Here is a 20351-nt window from a genome sequence, read left to right as displayed (position 1 = left end):
AGTGGCCGGACCTAGAATGGGGCCCGTGCCCGCCGATCCTCACCCCGACGACGCGAGCCGCGAATCGCTCCGTTCGTCGCCGGGATTCGAGCTCCTCTTCCTCCTGCAGAAGTTCACTACGGAGGCCGAGCGGTACTCCGAGGTGGTCCGGCGCCGGCACGGGCTCGCCCGCAACGACATCCACGCCATCAACGCCGTCGTCGAGGCCGACCGCACCGGCGCGACCACAACGCCGGGCGAGCTCCGCGAGCTGCTCGTGCTCAGCTCCGCGGCCATGACCTCGGTGCTCGACCGCCTCGAGGCCTCGGGCCACCTCAAGCGCCAGCACAGCGCCGAGGACCGGCGCCAGATCCTCCTCGCCTCAACGCCCAGCGCGCGCGCGACGGGCCGCGAGATGTTCGACCCCATGGTCGAGCGCCTGCTCCCCGTCCTCGCCGACTACACCCCGGAGCAGCTCGCGCTCGTCGCCGGCATGGTGCACCAGCTGACGACAGCGATCGCCAGCGCCCGCGCGGGCCTCACAGCCCAGGGCAGGCACAACTAGAGGCGGGGAATGCCTCGGCGGCGAGGAGATTATCCCGCCCGGAGGGTAGACAGAACGGTCGGTCTGCCCCCAGACTCTCTCGCATGGTTGAAATCTTGGGGGATAGGACCATCACCGGTGCGGATGAGGACACTCTTGCCGGGCAGGTGCTCGGGATCCTTCACGAGGCGCTGGAGGACCCCGGCCTTTGCGAGGAGGCAAAAGGCCGCCTCCGCCGCCTCATGGACCAGCACGAGGGGCATCCTGAACGAGCACTTTACGAGCATCTGCGCTGCGTCCGGTCCCTCCGGGCCGGCTGAGGGGGCGTGATGATTACCGCCGGCGTGCGGCGGCCCGTGGTCCTGGACTGCCGGGTCCCGTCGGAAAAGTCCCGCGCCCTGCCGCGGGGCCAAGGCGAGGAGCCTGGTCGCTCGGCCGCCAAAGGTGGAGGGAAACCGCCGGCCGACCGGCTCCAGCGGGCCCCCGCACGGCTCCCGTGGGGCGGCTTTGGCAGAGGGATGCCCGCCCAGGCGCCGCACCCGAGCCCTTGGGGCCTGGGGCTTCTCGCCCCGGACGCCCGAATTCGCCCGGCCGCAGTCCGGTCGGGCGCAGTCCGGTCGGGCGCGGAAGAGGGTTGACGTCATGGAGCCCCTGGAGAGTGTCCGCCGGATGGCCCTGGACCGGCGCCGGCTCGGGGCCCTGCACGGCTCCGGGATACTCGACACCCCGCGGGAGGGACGCTTCGACCGATTCGTCCAGGCTGCCCGCACGCTGCTCGAGGTGCCCATGGCAGCGATCAACTTCGTCGACGCAGACCGGCAGTGGACCAAGGCCGAGGTGGGACTGGGCGGGCTCGAACAGGAGCCGCTGGCCGAGTCGATGTGCGCCCACACCCTGGAACGGGACGCGACCCTGGTGGTCGAGGACGCCTCCGAGGACCCGCGCTTCGCCGGAGTCAGGTTCGCCGCGGACGGCGTCCGGTTCTACGCCGGGCACCCGGTCCACGCTCCCAACGGAGAGCCGATCGGTTCCCTCTGCGTCATGGACACTGAGCCCCGGTCCCCCTCCGGCACGGACCGGAAGATCCTCGCTGTCCTTGCCGGCCTGGTCGAGAGCGAGGTCGCTTATTCCGGCGAGCTCGACCGCGCGGCACAGGTCCAGCGGATGCTCCTGCCGCATGCCTCGCCCGAGCTGCCCGGATACCGGATCGCCGGCCGCTGCGCGCCCTCGAGCTCCATCGGCGGGGACTTCTTCGTCTGGCAGCAGCTCCAGGACGGCACCCTGCAGGTCCATTTCGCCGACGTGATGGGCAAGGGCATCCCCGCCGCGCTGATTGCCGCCTCGTTCCGGGCAGTCCTGATGGGCGCCTCCAGGTTCAACGACCAGCTCACCACCGTCAGGAGGGCCGCCATCGCATCGCAGGAGCTCTTCGAAGACACCGAGAGCTTCGCGACCCTCTTCTCCGCCCGCCTCGACCCGGCCACCGGAGGCCTCTGCTACGTCGATGCCGGGCACGGCCTCGCAGCCGTCCTGGGCCAGAACGGCGCGCCGCGGCGACTGCGCACCGGAGGACTCCCCATCGGCGTCCAGCGCGACGACGACTGGGGACTCGGCGAAGAGCGCCTCCGCCCCGGCGAGACCCTCGTGGTCCTCAGCGACGGAATCCTCGACCTGTTCCCCAGCATCGAAGCGGCGCTGGCGGCGCTCGCCCGCTCCGCCCCCGCCGGCGATCTCACGCCCGAACGCATCGTCGATGCCACCATGGACCACGCCCTGCGCCACGAGCACACAGACGACGTCACCATCCTCGCGCTGAGGAGGGCACGCCCGCCGAGGCCGACCCGCCCCGGCCTGATGCCCCGTACGCGGCCTTGAGCTCACGGGGCAGGCCGACTGAGACCGAGCCCCGGGGATTAGCGGGCGATAGGGTCGAGGGCAGCCGCGACCTCGATCATCCGAGGGACACTTGACTGCTGCAGACGGCGCGAAAGAGTACACCCTCTGGGGTGAATACGGGCCGTCCTATCACGGATAGCCTTTGGACATGAATCCCCCAGCGCCGGGGAACGAGGACGACTCGCCGGCATGCAAGGCTTCCGAGACTGATCTGGACCATGCCACAGTCAGGGAGCTCATCGTCCAGCTCGCCCTGGTCGAGGACGGCCTCAGAGGCTCCGAGAGCCAGGATCCAGCCCGCGCCGCTGCCTTGGCCCGGCGGGAGCAGTCCATTATGGCAGCCCTGCACCGCAACGGCCTGGGGGTCAGGGGCCAAGGCGGCATGGGCGCCCCTCCCCGCAGGCAGGTCCCCGGGGGGCAGGACCCCGGGCCGATCGTGGCATGAGCGCAGGATCGGCGCAGGGAACGGAATCCCCCGGGCGAGGAAGGACCGCCGGCGGCACGAAGGGCACGGCTGCCACCGGCCCGGGTAGCTCGCGGTGGATCCTTCGCACCGCCCAGAGGGTGGTGGTCAGGGACGGGGGCACCGAAATCCACGGCTATGCCGTCTCGATGGCCCGCGACGGGGAACTTGTCGATGTCGTGTGGGCCGTGGCCTCCGGACGGCACCGCCGGAAGGCCTTCCACGTAGACCGGGTCTTCCTGCCCAGCAAGGACCGTCCTTGGGCAGGCTTCCCGATTTGGCGCGGTCAGCCAGAGACAGCCGGGGGCGCCAGCCTCGACAAGCCTGCACGGCTGCCTCAGTAGCCTCTCCCCCAAAGCCCCGAACCAGCAGCTGTCCTTCGTTGTGCGCCTGCTCAGGTCTCCAACAGGCGTTGTTCTGCCCGACGGGGCGGCACCTGAAGCGGAGCTGCTGCCGTCGTACACGGATGGCGACGAGGGAGCGTCCGGTGAGCCCGAAGACCTGGGCGTCGGTGAGGTTCTTCCGGGAGGTGAGGCGTTCTTCCTCGGGAGTCCGGAACAGGTGAGTCTGCTTGGCCGCGGTGTCCGAGTTGGGGCGGCAGGGGTCGGTGGTCATGGTCTCCGGCCAAAGGTAGTGGGGGCGGGAGAGCCGGGTCTCGAAGCGGACGACGTCCCCGGTGCGGATGTCGTCGAGCTTGACGAACTCGACGACGATACCCGGGTCGGAGACTTCGAAGGGAGGCTCTACGGGGGCCGCGGCGGCGATGACTCGCTGCACAAGGTTGGTGCGGTAGTCCTCTTGGACGGCGTCGGCGATGTCCGCGGCGATGGTGAGGGTTGCGCGCGGGCGAGGCGACCGCGGTGCGGGTACGCGACGCGGACCCCGCGCAGGGGGTCATCAGGGTCAGCCGCAACTTCTCCCCCGGGCCCGCACGGGGAGCTGATCGAACAGAGCCCCAAGAGCCACAAGGACCGCAGAAGAGCCGCCCGTCCACGTTGCGGTCCATGAGGTGGTCGTTACCCGAAGGTGGCGGGTAGACGCGCTCTCTGGTGTTAACGCGTGGCGTCGGCGATCGAGTCCTTCGCGGCCTGGGTGACGGCCTCCGCGGTGATGCCGAACTCACGGAACAGGGTCTTGTAGTCGGCGGATGCGCCGTAGTGCTCGAGGCTGACCGTGCGGCCGGCATCGCCGACGAACTCGCGCCAGCCGAGGGCCAGGCCGGCCTCGACGGAGACGCGGGCCTTGACGGCTGCGGGGAGCACGGACTCGCGGTAGGCGGAATCCTGGGCCTTGAACCACTCGACGCAGGGCATCGAGACCACGCGGGCCGCGATGCCTTCGGCCGCGAGGGCCTCGCGGGCGGCGACGGCGAGTTGGACCTCGGAGCCGGTGCCGATGAGGATCACGTCCGGGGTCACGTCGGCGCCATCGCGCTGGGCCTCGGCCAGGACGTAGCCGCCCTTCGCGACGCCGGAGACGTCGCCGAAGCCGCCTTCACCGCGGTCCCAGGTCGGAAGGTTCTGGCGAGTCAGGACGATGCCGGCCGGGTTCGAGGTGTTCTCGAGGATGGTCTTCCACGCCCACGCGACCTCGTTCGCGTCGGCGGGACGGACCACGTCGAGGCCAACGATCGCGCGCAGCGAGGCCAGCTGCTCGACCGGCTGGTGGGTCGGGCCGTCCTCGCCGAGGCCGATCGAGTCGTGCGTCCACACGTACGTGGACGGGATGCCCATGAGCGCCGAGAGGCGGATCGCGGGGCGCTGGTAGTCGGAGAAGATGAGGAATGTGCCCGAGAACGCCCGGGTCTTCCCGCCGAGGGTGATGCCGTTGACGATCGAGGCCGCCGCGTGCTCGCGGATGCCGAAGTGCAGCACGCGCCCGTAGGGGTTGCCCTTCCACGCGGCCGTCGAGCGGGACGCCGGGATGAACGAGGGCGAGCCCTCGATGGTGGTGTTGTTCGACTCGGCCAGGTCGGCCGAGCCGCCCCACAGCTCGGGCAGGACCGGTCCGATCGCGTTGAGGACCTTGCCCGACGCGGCGCGGGTCGAGACGTCCTTGCCCGCGGGGAACTCGGGGAGGGAAGCATCCCAGTCCTCGGGGAGCCGACGGGCCTCGATGCGCGCCTGGAGGGCCGCGGCCTCAGGGTTCGCCGACGCCCACGCGTCGAAGTCCTCCTGCCAGGCCGCGCGGGCCTTCGCGCCGCGCTCGATCGCGCCGCGGGTGTAGGCGAGCACCTCGGGGTCGACGTCGAAGGACTTCTCCGGATCGAAGCCCAGGACCTGCTTGAGGGCCGCGACCTCGTCGGCGCCGAGCGCCGAGCCGTGGATCTTGCCCGTGTTCTGCTTGGTCGGGGACGGCCAGCCGATCACGGTGCGCAGCGAGATGATCGAGGGGCGCCCGGTCTCGGCCTTCGCGGCGACGAGCGCCTGGTAGAGCTCCTGGACGTCCTCGACGTACTCGCCGGTCCTGGTCCAGTCCACGCGCTGGGTGTGCCAGCCGTACGCCGCGTAGCGGGCCAGGACGTCCTCGGTGAAGGCGACGTCGGTGTCGTCCTCGATCGAGATGTGGTTCTCGTCGTAGATCACCACGAGGTTGCCCAGCTCCTGGTGGCCCGCGAGCGAGGATGCCTCGGAGGTCACGCCTTCCTGGAGGTCGCCGTCGGACGCGATGACCCACACGGTGTGGTCGAACGGGGACGTGCCCTCGGCGGCTGCGGGATCGTACAGGCCCCGCTCCCGGCGCTGGGAGTACGCGAAGCCAACCGAGGACGCGAGGCCCTGACCCAGCGGGCCGGTGGTGATCTCGACGCCCTTCGTGTGGCCGTACTCGGGGTGGCCCGGGGTCAGCGAGCCCCACGTGCGCAGCGACTCGAGGTCGGCCAGCTCGAGGCCGTACCCGGCGAGGAACAGCTGGATGTACAGCGTGAGCGAGGAGTGCCCGGGGGAGAGGACGAACCGGTCGCGACCGATCCACTGCGGGTCCGCCGGATCGTGCCGCATGAGCTTCTGGAAGAGCAGGTATGCGGCCGGCGCCAGGCTCATTGCCGTGCCCGGGTGCCCGTTGCCCACCTTCTGCACCGCGTCGGCGGCCAGGACCCGGATCGTGTCCACCGCCTTGCGGTCAACATCGGTCCACGTCAGTTCTTCAAGATCAACAGCAGGCACGGGCCTGTCCTCCTTCGGTAGCGGCTTCTTCTCGGGTGGGGTGGGAGGGCATGGGGCTACCCTGCGTGGGGGCGCTCACGCTCAGAGCAGGATGGACACCTTCACCGAGCCGCCCACCGGATTGCCCACAAGGTTGATCGCGTCCAGGAACTGCTCGAGCGGGAACTGGTGGCTGCAGATTTCCTCCAGAGGCAGCTTTCCGTCCTTGATCAGCTTGAGCGCGGCTGGCCAGCAGTGCGGCCCGAGGTGGGCGCCGAGCACGTTGAGCTCCTTGTCGTCGCCGATGATCGACCAGTCGACCGTCGCCTCGGACCGGAACACCGAGTATTCGACGTACGTCCCGAGCTTGCGCAGGATGTTGAGGCCCTGCGACACCGCCGAGGGGTGGCCCGTGGCCTCGAGGTAGACGTCGGCGCCGTACCCGTCAGTCAGGTCCCTGACTCGCTGGATCGCGTCCTCGGAGGCGATGTTGATCGTCACGTCCGCGCCGCACTTGCGGGCCAGCGCGAGCTTCTCATCCGACATATCGAGCGCGACGACCGTCATCGGGTTCTTGGCGCGGGCGCCCGCGATCATTCCGAGGCCGATCGGTCCGCAGCCGGCCACCACCACGACGTCCTCGAACTGGATGCCTGCCCGCTCCACGGCGTGCAGGGCGCAGGAGAGGGGCTCGGCGAACGCCGTGTGGTGGGCCGGGAGGTCCGCTGGGGCCACGTGGGTGCGCGCCCTCGCGGGCACTAGAACGTAGTCGGCCATCGCGCCGTCGAACCCGCGGAAGCCGAACATCTCGTGGGGGGCGCACATCCAGTACTGCCCGCGCTGGCAGAACCGGCATTCCCCGCACGGCACAATCTGCTCGCACACGATCCGCGTGCCGATCGAGACCCCGCGGCGCTCAAGGGCAGCGTCGCCCCCGGCCACGACAACCCCCACGAATTCGTGCCCCGGCGTGATCCCCTCCTGCGTGTACGCCGGCCGATGCTCGTCGCCCCAGAACTTGGCGGCGCCGTGATAGCACTTCACGTCGCTCGCGCAGACGCCCACGGCCTCGACCTTCATCAGCAGGTCATCCGGGCCGGTGGTGGGGACTGGGCGCTCCTCGAGCCGGTAGTCGTTGGGCCCATAACAGACGACGGCGCGCATGGCGGTGGGCAGGGCGGCTTCGGTGCTCGCTCCCTGGACAAGGCTGGTCACTGGTTGCTCCTGTTCGTTCGGGCTCACCCGGCGGATTGCTGCGGGTGCAGGCTCTGAGGACGGGCGACGACGACATTGACACCGCGGGAACTGAGCCGCCGGATGTCCTCCTGGCTGGTCTTGGCGTCCACGATGACTGCATCGAATTCGGCAAGGGGAGCCAGGGCGTAGAGTGCCCGTTTGGTGAATTTTGTGTGGTCTGCGAGGAGGATCCGCGTGGCCGAGCTCTCGAACATGGCCCTCTTGACCTCGACCGTGGCCTGGTTCTGGAAGAAGCAGACGTCATCGATGATGGCCGCCGTGGACATCACGAAGACGTCCGCGCGGAGCTTCCTGATGGCGTCTGTGGTCATGCTGCCCATGAACGCGCTGCACCAGTTGAAGTAGGCGCCCCCGATGGCCACGAGCGAGATGCCGCGGGTGTCCTTGAGCTCCTCCATGATGGTCAGCACGTTGGTCAGGACGGTCAGTGGCGTTCTGCTTCCGAGCAGCTTGGTCAGCTGGAGGACGGTCGTGGAGTCGTCGACGAACACGGCCTGGCCCGCCTCGATGAAGTCGAGCGCGGCCCTGGCGATGTCCATCTTCTCTTCCTGCTGCTGGCCGGTGCGGTAGACGTCGCTCGATTCGACCAGACTCGAGGAGAGCGCCGTCGCCACACCTCTGGACTTCCGCACGAGCCCTCGGGCCTCGAGTTCGTCGAGATCCCGGTGGATGGTCATCTGGCTCGTGCCGAATCGCTCTGCGAGCTGGTCGATGCGCACTGCCCCCTCCGCCATGACCATTTCGGATATGGCCCGTTGGCGCTCCTGCTGCCGGGTTGAACGGCCCGGCGAGCCGATTCCCTCGTCCATCGTGGCTCCCTCCTGGTGATGATGCTCTACTGTCCAGTTACACGAACGCCTCGGCCGCTTCGTCGATGACCGCAGTCAAGGCCTTCACCTCGTGCGCAAAGCGTCCCAGGAACAGCCCGTCGACTCCTTCTGCGAGCCGGGTCAGGAGGCCTGGCCCGGCGCTTCCGCCATAGATCACCGATCCTTGAGGGTAGCGGCCATCGGATGCAAGCCACTGCCGGAGGCGCCGTGTCACGGGCAGGATGTGGCCGGCATTCGCAGGAGCTTCGGCACCGATGGCCCACACGGGCTCATAGGCGACGACGATGCTCCCCTCGCCCGGCTCGGAGTCGGCCAGGGCTGCGGCCAGCTGCTCCACGCACGCCTCAGCCGCGGTGTCCGCGGGCCCTTCCTCGGTCTCGCCCACACAGATGACGGGGACCAGACCGTTCCTGAAGGCCGCCTGGGTCTTGGCCCTGATGACCTCGTCCGTCTCGCCGAACAGGCGGCGGCGCTCCGCGTGCCCGACCTCCACGTAGGTGCATCCCACTTCCCGGAGGCTCGTCCCGCTGACTTCGCCCGTGTAGGCCCCCCAATCATCCCAGTGGAGGTCCTGCGCTCCAGTCTTCACGGGAGTGCCCTCGAAGATGCCCTCAACGTGCGCCAGAGACGGGAAGCTCGGCATGATGAACAGCGAGACGGCTCCGCGCTGGATCGCCGGATGTGTGGTGGCGAGCTCTGCGACCTGCCGGCACCAGTCAAGTGTCTGCAGGTGGCCGAAGTAGAGCTTGAGGCTGATGCCGAGCAGGGCTGGCCGGGGGCGTGCGTTCGTCAGGTCCGGGGACATGGGACCACCGCCGGCAGCTTCTCAGGCACCGCGATCGGCCTCGTAGTCGTTCATGAGCTGGACCTTGGCGGCAGACGGCGATGACTCGTCGAACCGGTAGGTCAGCCATTCCCGCGCGAGCCTGCGGGCGAGTTCCAAGCCGATCACCCGCTGGCCGAAGGTCAGGACCTGGGCGTTGTTGCTCAGCACTGAACGCTCGACCGAGTAGCTGTCGTGAGCCGTGACGGCCCGGATCCCCTCGACCTTGTTCGCGGCGATCGCGACGCCAAGGCCCGTGCCGCAGACCAGGAGGGCGCGGTCCGCCTTCCCCGCCGCGATGAGTTCGGCAGCGCCGATGGCAATGGTGGGGTACGGGGTCTTCCCGTCCACGTCGACGCCCACGTCGATGACCGATTCGACGAGGTCGTTTCCCTCGAGGTCCTTCTTGAGGATGTCCTTGTAGGCCAGTCCGGCATCGTCGCTTCCCACGACAATGCGCAGCTTCTCAGTCACTGATTTTCTCCTTTGCGCTGATGCGTGCACCGACGGTGCGGATGATCATGGCCATGGACATCGCGCCGGGATCCGGCGTGCCGAGGCTCTTCTCGGCGAGCGGCCGGGCGCGGCCCATCTTCGGGACCAGCGTGGCGGTGGCTTCCGCCGAGGCCCATGCGACTTCTCCTGCGGCCGCCCAGGCCTCGGCGAGTGAGCTCCCCCCGGCCACGGCCTTGTCGAGCGCGACCGCGAACGGGACGAGTGTGTCTACGAGGGTCTTGTCGCCGAGCTGGGCCTTGCCGAACTCCATGATCTTGGCGGCACCGTCGCTCACGCCCCGGGACACCGCTTCGGCGGTGGGCCGCTCCTGGTCTCCGAGGCGGCCACCGATGGTGACCAGCAGCATTCCCCAGAGGGCCCCGGAGGTTCCTCCGGCCTTGTCGGCCCAGGCGTCGCCCGCGCGCGAAAGCAGAGTTCCCGCACCGGCGCCTCGATCCATGGCTTCCCGGCCGGCCTTCGCCGCGGCGGTCGCGCCGCGCTGCATGCCGATCCCGTGGTCGCCATCGCCGGCGATGGAATCGAGCCGTCCGAGATCGTCGACGTTCGCATCGATCACCTCGCACACTGCGTCGAGCAGCTCCTGAACGACGGCAGCCGCGGACCGGGATTCCTTTGTCGAGGCCGGGAGCTCGTCCTCGGTGCCCAGCGAGCGCTCCGGCGCCCACGCGCCGTCATCCGTTTCCTCGACCGCGCCCTTCCGGAACGCCGGGGTGCTCGCGGCGGCCCTCCAGTAGCGTTCGAGGTCCTCGTCGAGCCACATGAGGCTGAGCGAGATGCCGGCCATCTGGAAGCTCGTGACCATCTCGCCGATCTCGGGATCGACGACGGTCACTCCAGCTTCATCGAGGAGCTCCGCGACCCGCCGGTAGACGACGAAGAGTTCTTCGGACTTGACCGAGCCCAGCCCGTTGAGGATGAGCGCCACGCGGCTTCCTTCGGGGCCATCGGCGGCTTCGGAGAGCAGCGAGCGGACCAGCAGTTCGGCGGCCTGATCGGCGCTGGGGAGATCTTCCTCGCCGATGCCCGGCTCGCCGTGGATCCCCATCCCGACCGCCATCTTCCCCTCGGGAACGGTGAAGAGGGGCTCGGCAGACCCAGGGAGCGTGCAGCCGGAGAAGGCGATGCCGAACGAGCGGGTCCGGCTGTTGGCGCGTGAGGCGACATCGACGACCTCGTCGAGGGTGCGTCCCTCGTCCGCCGCCGCGCCGGCCACCTTGAAGACCGCCAGGTCGCCCGCGATGCCGCGGCGCTTGTGGGCCTCGTCGGCACGTGCGCTGGAGATGTCGTCGGTGACGGCCACCGTCGCGGTGCGGACGCCCTCGGCGTTGAGCCGGTCCTGGGCCTGGTTGAAGTTGAGGACGTCGCCGGCGTAGTTGCCGTACGTGAGGAGGACGCCGCCGCCGGACTCGGCGGCCTTCGCCACGGAGTAGACCTGCTGGGCCGAGGGCGAGGCAAAGATGTTCCCCATCGCCGCGCCGTGCGCAAGTCCCGGCCCGACCAGCCCGGCAAAGGCCGGGTAGTGCCCCGAGCCACCGCCGATGACGACGGCGACGGTGCCGGGCTTGGACGCCGTCGAACGCGCTACTCCGCCCGGGACCTTTCGGACCCAGCGAGGGTAGGCGGCGATGAATCCGGCTGTCAGTTCGTCGGCGAAGTCCAACGGATCGTTGAAGAGATAAGCCATGAGGACGGTCTCCTTGACCAGGGTGGGCCGCCGGTCCTCGTAACCGACGGCCCACGGCGAGGCGGTTACTGCGACAGGGTGAAGGGGCCCGTGTACTTGGCGATGTTGTCCTTGTTGACGAGCGCGCAGTCGAAGGCCTGCTTCTCCGTGTCTGCACCGGTCTTGCCGTTCTTGATGAGCGAGTCGGCCTCGTCCACTGCCTTCTTCGCGAAGGAGACGACCGGCTGCAGGACGGTGTAGGCGAGCTCGCCTGCCTTCACGGAGTCGGCGGCGTCCGGGGCGCCGTCGAAGCCGCCGACCTTGACGGTTGCGAGCTTGCCGGCCTCCTTGAGGGCCGCTATGGCGCCGAGCGCCATCTGGTCGTTGCCTGCGAGCACGCCCTGGATGTCCGGGTGGGCCTGGAGCATCGTCTGCATCTTGTCGTGGCCCTGCTTCTGGTCCCAGTTCGCTACCTCGGAGGCTACGAGCTGCAGGTCGGGAACCTGCGAAAGGACCGTCGCGTAGCCGTTGGACCGCGTCGCCGCGTTGTTGTCCGAGGGAGCTCCCTTGAGCTCGACGTACTTGCCCTTGCTGCCCATGGCCTTGACGAATTCCTGGGCGCCGAGCGCCGCGCCTTGGGCGTTGTTCGAGACGAGCTGGCCCTTGGCGAGGCCCTGCTGGTTGATCTCGGCGTTGATGGTGAAGACCGGGATGCCGGCGTTGACGGCCTTCTGGACGGCGCCGACGGAGCCATCCGCGTTCGCCGGGTCGAGGAGGATCGCTGCGGACTTGTTCGTGATGGCGGCGTCGATCAGATCGCTCTCGGTCTTCGTGTCGCCCTTGTGGCTCGTCACGGTGACCTGGTAGCCGAGCTTCTCGCCCTCGGCCTTGGCAGCCGAACCCTCGGTGCTCCAGTACGGGTTGGCGGGGTCGTTGACGATCACGGTGAGGAGCTTGCTGCCCGTGCCCCCGGAGGCCGAGCCGCCTGAGCTCTGGCCCGAGGAGCCTCCGCAGGCGGAGAGGGCGAAGATGGCCACGCCGGCGACGACGGCGACTGCAGCCTTGCGGAACATAGTGATCCCTTTCGTGGAGCTATCGGTGTTCTAGGTAAGGGTTGGTGGCTTGGTAGGGGTGGTGACTTGGTGAAGGTGAGGCGTGCCGGCTAGGCCGGAGACGAGGCGGTTGCGCTCTCGACGCCCTTGCTGGGATCCGCGGTCTGGCCGCCGGGGGGCGTGGTCGCCTTGACGCGCTTCGAGCGGCGCTCGATGCGGTTGAGCATGACTGCGACCACGATGACGGCGCCCTTGAAGACCATCTGCCAGTACTCGGAGACCCCTACGATCACGAGTCCGTCGGAGAGGAAGCCGATGACGAACGCGCCCAGGAGCACGCCGCGGATGTTGCCGCGTCCTCCGGACAGTGCGGCTCCGCCGATGACGACGGCGGCGATCGCTGTGAGCTCGAAGGAGTTGCCTGACGTCGGGTTCGCCGAGGTCAGTTCGGAGGAAACGATCACCCCGGCGATCGCAGCGCAGATGCCCGAGATGACGTAGATGCGGACCTTTACTCTCTTGACTGGGATGCCGGAGAGCTCGGCGGCGCGTTCGTTGCCGCCCGAGGCGTAGAGCCAGCGGCCGAACGGGCTCCGGCTCAGCACCACGGCCGCGACCGTCGCGATGACGATCATGAACAGGACACCAATCGGGATGCCGAGGATCCTGTTGAAGCCGAACCAGTCGAACCCGGTGTTGCCGAGCGCTGCCTCGCCGCGGAGGTTGGGGTAGGTGAGGCCGCCTGTGATGAGGAGCGCGGCACCGCGCACCACGTAGAGCGTGCCCAGCGTGGCGACGAAGGGGGCCACTCCGAAGCGCGAGACGAGCGCGCCGTTGATCCAGCCGACGAGTGCGCCCACGGCGACGGCGACGATGACGCAGACCCACGCTGCGGGGTAGAACGCGATTCCGAGGGCCGGGATCTTCACGCCCTGCAGCAGGAAGCCAGCGATGACCCCGGTGAGGCCGACGGTTGATCCGACCGAGAGGTCGATGCCTCCGTTGAGGATGACCATGAGCATTCCGACCGCCAGGATCGCGAAGATCGCGACGTGGGAGGACATGGTGAGGAGGTTCTCGACCGTGAAGTAGTTGGGCGAGAGGATGGAGAAGGCCACGACGATCACGATCAGGGCGATGAAGGCCCGGCCTTCGAGGAGCAGCCGGGGGACGTCCAGGCCGCCGCTGAAACGGGCGGACTTCGAGATGCCCGCGAGAGCTGACTTGGTGGTGCTCATGTCTAGTGTCCGTTCGTGGTGGATGCCGTGGCAGATTCGCCGGAAGCTGCCATGACCTGCTCTTTGGTGGCGGTCGCGGCGTCGAACTCGGCGGAGATCCTGCCCTTGCTCATGACGATCACGCGGTTTGCGACGCCGAAGCACTCGTTGACCTCGGACGTCGAGTAGAGGACCGCGAGGCCTTTCCCGGCGAGCTCGCTCAGGAGGTTGAAGACCTCGGTCTTCGCGCCGATGTCGATCCCGCGGCTCGGTTCGTCGAGCAGGATGACTTTGGGGTTCGTGGCCAGCATCTTGCCGATGACGACCTTCTGCTGATTGCCGCCGCTGAGCGAGCCGATCGATGCCCACGGGCCCGCGGTCTTCACATGGACGTCCTGGATGCCCTGCCGCACGAGCTTCCCCTCGGCAGAGGGAGACATCAGGACGCCCTTGACGAAGCTCCCGATGCTCGCGAGGGAGAGGTTCCTGCCCACCGACATCGTCTGGACAAGTCCGTCACGCTGCCGGTCCTCCGGGACCAGGGTGAGGCCCCACTTGATGCGATCGGCAATGGTCATGCCCGCAAGGTCCCGGCCATGCACCGTGATGCGGCCCCCGACCAGGGGCCCGCGGCCCGCAGCCGCCTCAAGCAGCTCCGTGCGGCCGGCGCCCATGAGCCCGTAGATGCACACGATCTCCCCTGCACGGACGTTGATGGAGATGCCATTCACGGCGAGCCGTTCGGGATTGGCCGGATCGGCGACCTTGACGCCGTCGATCGCCAAGGCGGTCTCTCCGAACTCGACATCCGGCGGACTGCCGAGGTCGAAGTTCCGCCCGACCATGTTGCCGACGATCCATTCGAGGCTGACATCCTTCGTCTCCGCCTGAGCCACGATCTCGCCGTCGCGCAGCACAACCGCGTGGTCGCAGATCTCCATCGCCTCTTCGAGGTGGTGCGAGATGTAGACGATGGACACGCCGTCGTTCGTCAGGTCCCGGATGACCTTGAACAGGACTTCGACTTCGGCGGCGCTGAGGGCGGACGTCGGCTCGTCCATGATGAGGATCCGCGCCTCGGTGGAGAGCGCACGGGCAATCTCGACGATCTGCTGCTGCCCGAGTCGGAGATCGGCCACGAGCGTCTCCGGGTCGATCTTCTCCTCGAGCCGCTCCATGAGCCGCTCGACGACCTCGGACTCGGCCTTGTAGTCAACAGAACCGGCCTTGGTGAGGATCTCACGGCCCATGAAGATGTTGTCCCGGACGCTGAGGTTGGGACAGAGGCTGAGCTCCTGGTGGATGATCGAGATTCCGCGGTCCCGCGCCTCGACCGTGTTGGCGAATTCCACCGGCGCTCCGCGCAATTCGAGGTTTCCCGTTGTGGGGCTCTCAATGCCGGAGAGGATCTTCATGAGCGTGGACTTGCCGGCCCCGTTCTCCCCGAAGAGGCCCACGACCCTTCCCACGAGCACCGCGAAGTCAACGCCCTTGAGGGCGTGCGTGCCGCCGTAGCGCTTCGTGACGTTGTGGGCCTGGAGGATGGCGTTGCCCGTGAGAGTGGCGTTTTCGGCGCTCATCACTTCACATCGATCTTCACGGGAGTGACAACGAACGACGTCGGGCTCACCAGCTGGAACGCGCCCACCACCGAGAGCTGCTTGCCCTCGATGGTCGCCTTGTCCACGTTCTTCAGGACGAGCTGCTTGACCTGATTGTTGAGCTCGGCACCGACGTTCTGGTAGTCGATCTGGTTCTTGAACTGCGAGAACTCGACCTTGCCCGTGGCGTCGCGGATAGCCGTGCCATTGACCGCGGGTCCGACCTGCACAAAGACCTTGACATCAGCGGGCAGGCCCGGAACCGCGACCTGCACGAGGCCGCTGTCCAGCGGCTTGGCCGCCGTGCCGGTGAACTTCACGGAGAAGACCGGCGCGGACGATCCGGAGACCACGCCGTACTGCTTCGCGGCCGCAGCCTGATCGGCCTTGATGGCCGTGGCCACCGTGGTCAGGTCCGTGGCCCGCTTCTCGATGTCGGGTGAGATCTCCGACTGGTACTTCTCCTGGGCGTAGGAGGCGGGGCTGAAGGTGCCCGGCGCCGCTTCCGTGGCCTGGCTGCCGAAGAGGAATTTCGTGTTGGCGATCATCAGCACAAGCAGGACGAGCAGGACGGCGGGGATGACGAGCTTCTTCGGCTCGATCCTCGAGGATCTGCCCTGGGGCGTGCGCGGAGGCGCAGCTGCGGGGTTCAACATCTCCACCCTTCGGCTCAGAGGACTACGGACTCGGTGGCGTTCGGCCGGATCTGCAGCTTGCGGCCCGTGCCCTTGCGGAACATGTCGAGCGCTTCGCTGTAGTCGTCGAGGGCGAACGCATGGCTGATCATCGGCTGGCTCTTGATGGCTCCGGCCTCGAACATCTCGACCGCGCGGCCGAACGTGTTCAGGACGGCCATGGTGCCCACGATGTTGAGTTCGTCGCGGTAGACGCGGAACGGCGAGTAGTTGGCCTTGGCTTCGGCCGGTGCGACGCCGAAGTGCTGGAAAGTGCCGCCAGCCTTGACGCGGGGCAGCCCGTCCTCGATTGCCCGGATCACGCCCGTGCAGTCGATGACGACGTCCCACTGGTCGCGGTCGGCGTCGTTCGCGCTGCCGAGAACGTTCTGGATGCCCACCTCGCGGGCGGCCTCGAGCCGCTTCTCGTTGAGGTCCACGATCGTGACGCTCGCTGCCCCGGCGCGCGGGGCGAGCTGGGCCATGAGGAGGCCCATGGTCCCGGAGCCGTAGACCAAGTAGTGCTCGCCCATCTTGCGCGGCAGGATGTCGTAGCCGCGGATCGCGCACGCGAGCGGCTCGATGAGCGCGGCCTGGTGGAGGTCCGTCTCCGGCCGCAGCTTGTACACGTTGCCCACGGGTGCCTTGAGGTACTGGGCCGCCGCGCCGTCGCTCGCGACGACGCCGAGGCCGTTCCACTCGCGGCACAGGTTGCCCTTGCCGTTGAGGCAGAACTCGCACTCGCCGCAGGTCGTGCTGGGGTTGACGGCGACGTGGTCGCCGACCGCGAACTTGGTCACGTCCGAGCCGACGGCGACGACCGTGCCGGAAGCCTCGTGGCCCGGGATCAGGGGAAAGACGGTGCCCTCGAACTCGCCGTCGAACACGTGGGTGTCCGTGCCGCAGATGCCCACGGCCGCGACCTCGATGACCACCTCCTTCGGACCCGGAGTGGGATCGGGCAGCTCCGTCAGTGCGAGCTTCCCCGGCTCTTCGAAAACAATTGCGCGCATCTGCGTCGACGCTCCTGTCAGGCTCAGCAGGGCGGCAGTGGCCCTTGCTGTCGTGCTCGATCGATTGGTGGGAACCGCTGGCCTGATGTGCAGCCGACCTCTTCGTGTTAACTGCTTGTTATTTTGTGGCCAGTTTGCGTTACAAATCCAAGCTATATGTGATCCCGACCACTGTCAAGACGTCACGCAGGCATCCCATGATTCCCGTCAAAACCCCATAAGAAGCGCTTCTACTCGAGAAGACTCTCGACGACCCTTAACCGACCTGATATAACATTTCACGTGACAACGACCGATGACGCCTCAAGATCACACGAATCGCCCACAGCGGACGCCGGGAAGGCGACGCGGAAGCCGCTCGTCGCCGTCGTCGGCTCGGTCAACACGGACATCCTGCTCGCCGTCGATGCCCTCCCCCTGCCGGGGCAAACAGTCTTGGCCAACTCCTCGACGGCACAGGCCGGAGGAAAAGGGGCGAATCAAGCCGTCGCCGCGGCGAGGCTCGGGGCGAGAGTCGCGTTCATAGGCGCTGTGGGCCAAGACCCCAATGCGAGCCTTGCCCTCACGGGCCTGCGCGAAGCCGGCGTGGACATCGGCGGCGTCGCCGTGGTCCCGGGGGAAACCGGCATGGCGTTCGTCGCCGTCGACCGCAATGGCGAAAACTCGATCATTGTCTCCCGAGGCGCCAACGCGCGGGTCGATCGAGCGATGGTGCTCCAGCACCGGGATCTCCTGGAAGACGCGGCGGTACTCGTGCTACAGGGCGAGGTGCCCGCGGAGGCGGCCGCCGCCGCGGCGCAGGCAAGCCCGGCAAGGCTCGTGCTCAACCTTGCTCCCGTCATTCCGCTCGACCCGGCCGTGCTTCGTCGGGCAGACCCGCTGATCGTCAACGAGCATGAGGGGCGGCTCGCCCTGCAGATGCTGGGGGCGTCGGGCGGCGAGGGCCCGGCAGCGGACGAATCGGTGGTAGCGGCCCTCGTCGGCCAGGGAATCCGCTCGGTGGTCATGACCCGAGGAGCCCGGGGCGCGCTCCTGTCCCAAGGGACCTCCCTCGTCAGCGTTGAGGCTCCCCCGGTCGCTGCCTTCGACACCACCGGGGCTGGCGATGCCTTCGTGGGCGCGCTCAGCGCCCGAATCGCCGCGGGCGATTCTCTCGAGGACGCCGTGAGACTGGCCGTCCGCGTCGGTGCCTTTGCGGTGCTGCATTCGGGGGCTCAGTCGTCCTACCCGTACACAACCGACCGACTCCCCGGAGGAAATTCGTGAAGAAGCACGGAATCCTGAACCCGCATCTCAACGCCGGTCTGGCGCGCCTGGGCCACGGAGATCTCCTCGTCATCGCCGACTGCGGCCTCCCCCTGCCGCTGGGCGCCCCCATCGTCGATCTCGCCCTCACCATGGGTGTCCCCGGCTTCGTCCAGGTGTTCGACGCCGTGCTCGGCGAACTCGTCGTCGATTCCTGCGTGGTGGCGAGCGAGTGCCTGGGAACCAAACCCGACGAATGGGTCAGCAGCCGCATCAGCGCCGTCGAATCGGTGCCGCACGAAGAGTTCAAACTGCTCACGCCGAGGGCCAAGCTGATCGTACGTTCCGGCGAGGCGACGCCGTACGCCAACGTCGCGCTTCGATGCGGAGTCCCCTTCTAGCAGGTCAGCCCAGGGCGGGTCTGGGCCATCGGCTCCGGCAGGTGGCCGCCTCTCGGCCAGCACCACGGCCCCCGGGCCGAGAGCGCATAGGCGGCGGTCCCGGGCTCGCGAAACAGGGCTGGAGGTTGCCACGTGGCCAGCGGACGTGATCGCTGCTCTCCCGTTCGATCGGTGAGCGGAGCTCGAGACGCCCGATGTTTCTCCCATGCTGCGGGGTTCCCAAAGACTAGCCGACAGCTTCGTCGACGAGGTCGCACAGCCTCCTGAGCCGGTCCGCTGCTCCCTCCCGGAGGGCCGCAGATACGTCCGCCGCACCGAGGCATGACGCCCAGATGGCACGGCCGGCAAGGAAACCCGAGGCTCCTTCAGCACAGGCCCATCTCACGGCTTGGGGAAAGTACTCTTCTGGCACCCCGGAGGAAAGGACCACCCAGGGGCTGTCGACAAGCTCCGTCAGTCGAGCGCAAGCGGAGCGGACCTCTGCCTCGGGCGCTTGGCCAGCATAGGGAACCTCTGCCTTGTACAGGTCGGCCCCAAGGCGGCCCAGCTCGGCAGCTGCGTCGATGATCCCCGCGGTGTGATCGAATCGCGCCCCGTTCAGCGGCCTACGCGAGACTGGCTCGAGAATGCTCGCCAGGCCCGCCTCACGGCAGCGCTCGATGAACTCGAGGGCCATGGCCACACGCTGTTCTCGGTTCCCGTCCGGCCGGTAGAGGACGAGCAGCTTCAGGGCCTTCACACCCAGCGCGGCGTACCTCTCGGGGCCCACATCAAGGTCGATGGCGGTTTCGCCGACCGTCTCACCGTGCGCTTTGTCGAAACGGTCCGCGGCCGCAATCAACCCACAGCCCGGCGAGACGGCACCACCGTCGATGGCCTGATCGAGGGCGAACTGGCGATCGAGGAGGACTCCGGAGGCATGCGGCGTGAGCACGCGAGCCGCCTCGAGCTTGAAGCGGCGCACCTCTTCGTCGGTGACCGGCGCCGTCCGGTAGGCAGACATCATCGCCCTCAGAGCCTCGCGCTGGTCGAGGGCGAGGACGGCGAAGGCCCCGGAGGCACGCCGGAAGGCGTCCAACTTGGTATCAGTGATCATGACCGGAGATTCCTCTGGAAGGGTGATTTTCAGTCGCCGCGGGCGGCCGCGGGCGGGCATACGGGATGCGGGACCGGCCGTCGAGTCCCTCACACGACGACGCGGCGCTCTTGCTGGCGAAACCCGCGGCATCGGCGAGCTCGAGGCCCGCCGCCATCGCGGCGAGGAGTGCTCCGTGGAAGACGTCCCCGGCCCCCAAAGTCGAGTAGGCGTCGCACTTGGCTGCGGGCACGTGGACGAAGCGTCCTGCCTCATCGAGGACCCAGCTGCCGCGCTCCCCGTCCGTGGCCACGATCATCCCGGCACCTGCCTCGTGCGACGTGCGGAGGAGCGCCTCGATCTCAGCGGGGTCCGTGGGCTGCAGAGCCCCAGCAAGGCGCGCAAGAGTCGGCCCATAGAGGTCGACGCCGGTAAGGCTGAACGCCGGTAAGGGATTGCCGGCGTCCACGCTCACGCGAAACGTGCGCTTCGGGAGGCGAAGCGTGCGGAGCGCCGGCCAGCCGAGATGGTCGACGTGCACCCATGCGGCTTCCTCGAGCAGTCGGGCCGCGGCTGAGAGGTGGACGACGACGCGCGGGACTGGACGCGTGACGATGGCGCGCGTCGCCCCAGGGCCGACGACGACGACGCTCGCCCCGGAGGGTTGGCTCGGATCGCGCCTGACGGCACTCGTGTCGATGTCCTCGGCTTCGAGTCCAGCGAGGATCCGGTCGCCTTCATCGTCGGCGCCAACCGTGCCGAGGAACGCGGTGCGGGCACCTGCACGGGCTGCTGCCACCGCTGCCGTGGCGGCCGGCCCGCCGCCGGCTGTGATCAGCTCGTAGGCAACAGTCCGACTGTCCGGCTCCGGAAAGGAACTGACCCGCGCGATCGTGTCCAAGGTGCACGACCCCCAAAAGACGAGAAGCTGCCCGTCATGGGTACTCAATCTCCCACCC

At 68.2% G+C, this 20351-nt stretch carries 19 protein-coding genes; 6 read left to right on the top strand and 13 right to left on the bottom strand.

The genetic code is table 11. From position 1 onward, the window contains the following. Positions 1–25 precede the first annotated feature (25 nt). The 4 genes from ACOKR1_RS02415 (at position 26) to ACOKR1_RS02400 (ending at position 2864) form a co-directional block, all read left to right on the top strand. Positions 26–544: a MarR family winged helix-turn-helix transcriptional regulator gene (locus tag ACOKR1_RS02415; RefSeq protein WP_422935185.1), complete on the top strand. Its 519-nt coding sequence runs from the start codon at positions 26–28 to the stop codon at positions 542–544. A gap of 83 nt (positions 545–627) precedes the next feature. Further along, complete coding sequence (locus ACOKR1_RS02410) at positions 628–843, top strand: hypothetical protein (protein WP_422935184.1); 216 nt, start codon at positions 628–630, stop codon at positions 841–843. 322 nt (positions 844–1165) lie between these two features. Continuing rightward, complete coding sequence (locus ACOKR1_RS02405; protein WP_422935183.1) at positions 1166–2398, top strand: PP2C family protein-serine/threonine phosphatase; 1233 nt, start codon at positions 1166–1168, stop codon at positions 2396–2398. Between the two features lie 169 nt (positions 2399–2567). Beyond that, on the top strand, positions 2568–2864 hold the full coding sequence (locus ACOKR1_RS02400) for a hypothetical protein (RefSeq protein WP_422935182.1): 297 nt from the start codon (positions 2568–2570) through the stop codon (positions 2862–2864). A 1070-nt stretch (positions 2865–3934) separates the two neighbouring features. On the opposite strand, the gene tkt is transcribed toward ACOKR1_RS02400, so the two are convergent. The 11 genes from tkt to ACOKR1_RS02345 all read right to left on the bottom strand — a co-directional run bounded on the left by tkt (position 3935) and on the right by ACOKR1_RS02345 (position 16671). Beyond that, on the bottom strand, positions 3935–6046 hold the full coding sequence (gene tkt / locus ACOKR1_RS02395) for a transketolase (RefSeq protein ID WP_422935181.1): 2112 nt from the start codon (positions 6044–6046) through the stop codon (positions 3935–3937). Positions 6047–6127: 81 nt separating this feature from the next. Continuing rightward, positions 6128–7240 (bottom strand): zinc-binding dehydrogenase, encoded by a 1113-nt coding sequence (locus ACOKR1_RS02390; RefSeq protein WP_422935180.1) that lies wholly within the window; start codon positions 7238–7240, stop codon positions 6128–6130. 23 nt (positions 7241–7263) lie between these two features. Beyond that, complete coding sequence (locus tag ACOKR1_RS02385; RefSeq protein ID WP_422935179.1) at positions 7264–8091, bottom strand: DeoR/GlpR family DNA-binding transcription regulator; 828 nt, start codon at positions 8089–8091, stop codon at positions 7264–7266. 37 nt (positions 8092–8128) lie between these two features. Beyond that, positions 8129–8917 (bottom strand): triose-phosphate isomerase family protein, encoded by a 789-nt coding sequence (locus ACOKR1_RS02380; RefSeq protein WP_422935178.1) that lies wholly within the window; start codon positions 8915–8917, stop codon positions 8129–8131. Between the two features lie 21 nt (positions 8918–8938). After that, positions 8939–9409, bottom strand: coding sequence for a ribose-5-phosphate isomerase (locus tag ACOKR1_RS02375; RefSeq protein ID WP_415854799.1), 471 nt, complete (start codon positions 9407–9409; stop codon positions 8939–8941). Further along, positions 9402–11135 carry a dihydroxyacetone kinase family protein gene (locus tag ACOKR1_RS02370; RefSeq protein ID WP_422935177.1) on the bottom strand — a complete coding sequence of 578 codons (1734 nt, stop codon included), beginning with the start codon at positions 11133–11135 and terminating at the stop codon, positions 9402–9404. The genes ACOKR1_RS02375 and ACOKR1_RS02370 overlap by 8 nt, the downstream gene beginning before the upstream one ends. Before the next feature lie 65 nt (positions 11136–11200). Further along, entirely contained in the window at positions 11201–12187 is a 987-nt protein-coding gene (locus ACOKR1_RS02365; protein WP_422935176.1) for a D-ribose ABC transporter substrate-binding protein, read from the bottom strand. 89 nt (positions 12188–12276) lie between these two features. Then, positions 12277–13404 carry an ABC transporter permease gene (locus ACOKR1_RS02360; RefSeq protein WP_422935175.1) on the bottom strand — a complete coding sequence of 376 codons (1128 nt, stop codon included), beginning with the start codon at positions 13402–13404 and terminating at the stop codon, positions 12277–12279. A gap of 2 nt (positions 13405–13406) precedes the next feature. Then, entirely contained in the window at positions 13407–14963 is a 1557-nt protein-coding gene (locus ACOKR1_RS02355) for a sugar ABC transporter ATP-binding protein (protein ID WP_422935174.1), read from the bottom strand. After that, positions 14963–15640 (bottom strand): DUF2291 family protein, encoded by a 678-nt coding sequence (locus tag ACOKR1_RS02350; RefSeq protein WP_422935173.1) that lies wholly within the window; start codon positions 15638–15640, stop codon positions 14963–14965. The genes ACOKR1_RS02355 and ACOKR1_RS02350 overlap by 1 nt, the downstream gene beginning before the upstream one ends. A gap of 14 nt (positions 15641–15654) precedes the next feature. Then, complete coding sequence (locus ACOKR1_RS02345; RefSeq protein ID WP_422935172.1) at positions 15655–16671, bottom strand: zinc-dependent alcohol dehydrogenase family protein; 1017 nt, start codon at positions 16669–16671, stop codon at positions 15655–15657. Positions 16672–16953: 282 nt separating this feature from the next. Between ACOKR1_RS02345 and ACOKR1_RS02340 the strand changes: the two genes are divergently transcribed. Then, complete coding sequence (locus ACOKR1_RS02340) at positions 16954–17937, top strand: ribokinase (RefSeq protein ID WP_422935171.1); 984 nt, start codon at positions 16954–16956, stop codon at positions 17935–17937. Continuing rightward, entirely contained in the window at positions 17934–18317 is a 384-nt protein-coding gene (gene rbsD / locus ACOKR1_RS02335) for a D-ribose pyranase (RefSeq protein ID WP_422935170.1), read from the top strand. Before ACOKR1_RS02340 ends, rbsD begins: the two co-directional genes overlap by 4 nt. A gap of 226 nt (positions 18318–18543) precedes the next feature. Here the strand turns inward: rbsD and ACOKR1_RS02330 are convergent, their stop codons facing one another. After that, on the bottom strand, positions 18544–19413 hold the full coding sequence (locus ACOKR1_RS02330; protein ID WP_422935169.1) for an aldolase: 870 nt from the start codon (positions 19411–19413) through the stop codon (positions 18544–18546). Next, the gene (locus ACOKR1_RS02325) at positions 19403–20341 is read right to left on the bottom strand and encodes a PfkB family carbohydrate kinase (protein WP_422935168.1); all 939 of its coding nucleotides are present in this window, start codon (positions 20339–20341) and stop codon (positions 19403–19405) included. The genes ACOKR1_RS02330 and ACOKR1_RS02325 overlap by 11 nt, the downstream gene beginning before the upstream one ends. Positions 20342–20351 lie beyond the last annotated feature (10 nt).

Origin of the sequence: Sinomonas sp. P47F7 (assembly GCF_049332655.1) — a bacterium.
Lineage (GTDB): Bacteria > Actinomycetota > Actinomycetes > Actinomycetales > Micrococcaceae > Sinomonas.
Note: the sequence above shows the minus strand (reverse complement) of the source record. Positions and strands in the feature narration are given on the sequence as shown.

Coding starts and splice junctions, on each gene's coding strand:
- ACOKR1_RS02410 (WP_422935184.1), top strand. CDS start 628: ATGGTTGAAATCTTGGGGGATAGGACCATCACCGGTGCGGATGAGGAC.
- ACOKR1_RS02405 (WP_422935183.1), top strand. CDS start 1,166: ATGGAGCCCCTGGAGAGTGTCCGCCGGATGGCCCTGGACCGGCGCCGG.
- ACOKR1_RS02400 (WP_422935182.1), top strand. CDS start 2,568: ATGAATCCCCCAGCGCCGGGGAACGAGGACGACTCGCCGGCATGCAAG.
- ACOKR1_RS02385 (WP_422935179.1), bottom strand. CDS start 8,091: ATGGACGAGGGAATCGGCTCGCCGGGCCGTTCAACCCGGCAGCAGGAG.
- ACOKR1_RS02380 (WP_422935178.1), bottom strand. CDS start 8,917: ATGTCCCCGGACCTGACGAACGCACGCCCCCGGCCAGCCCTGCTCGGC.
- ACOKR1_RS02370 (WP_422935177.1), bottom strand. CDS start 11,135: ATGGCTTATCTCTTCAACGATCCGTTGGACTTCGCCGACGAACTGACA.
- ACOKR1_RS02365 (WP_422935176.1), bottom strand. CDS start 12,187: ATGTTCCGCAAGGCTGCAGTCGCCGTCGTCGCCGGCGTGGCCATCTTC.
- ACOKR1_RS02360 (WP_422935175.1), bottom strand. CDS start 13,404: ATGAGCACCACCAAGTCAGCTCTCGCGGGCATCTCGAAGTCCGCCCGT.
- ACOKR1_RS02355 (WP_422935174.1), bottom strand. CDS start 14,963: ATGAGCGCCGAAAACGCCACTCTCACGGGCAACGCCATCCTCCAGGCC.
- ACOKR1_RS02350 (WP_422935173.1), bottom strand. CDS start 15,640: ATGTTGAACCCCGCAGCTGCGCCTCCGCGCACGCCCCAGGGCAGATCC.
- ACOKR1_RS02345 (WP_422935172.1), bottom strand. CDS start 16,671: ATGCGCGCAATTGTTTTCGAAGAGCCGGGGAAGCTCGCACTGACGGAG.
- ACOKR1_RS02330 (WP_422935169.1), bottom strand. CDS start 19,413: ATGATCACTGATACCAAGTTGGACGCCTTCCGGCGTGCCTCCGGGGCC.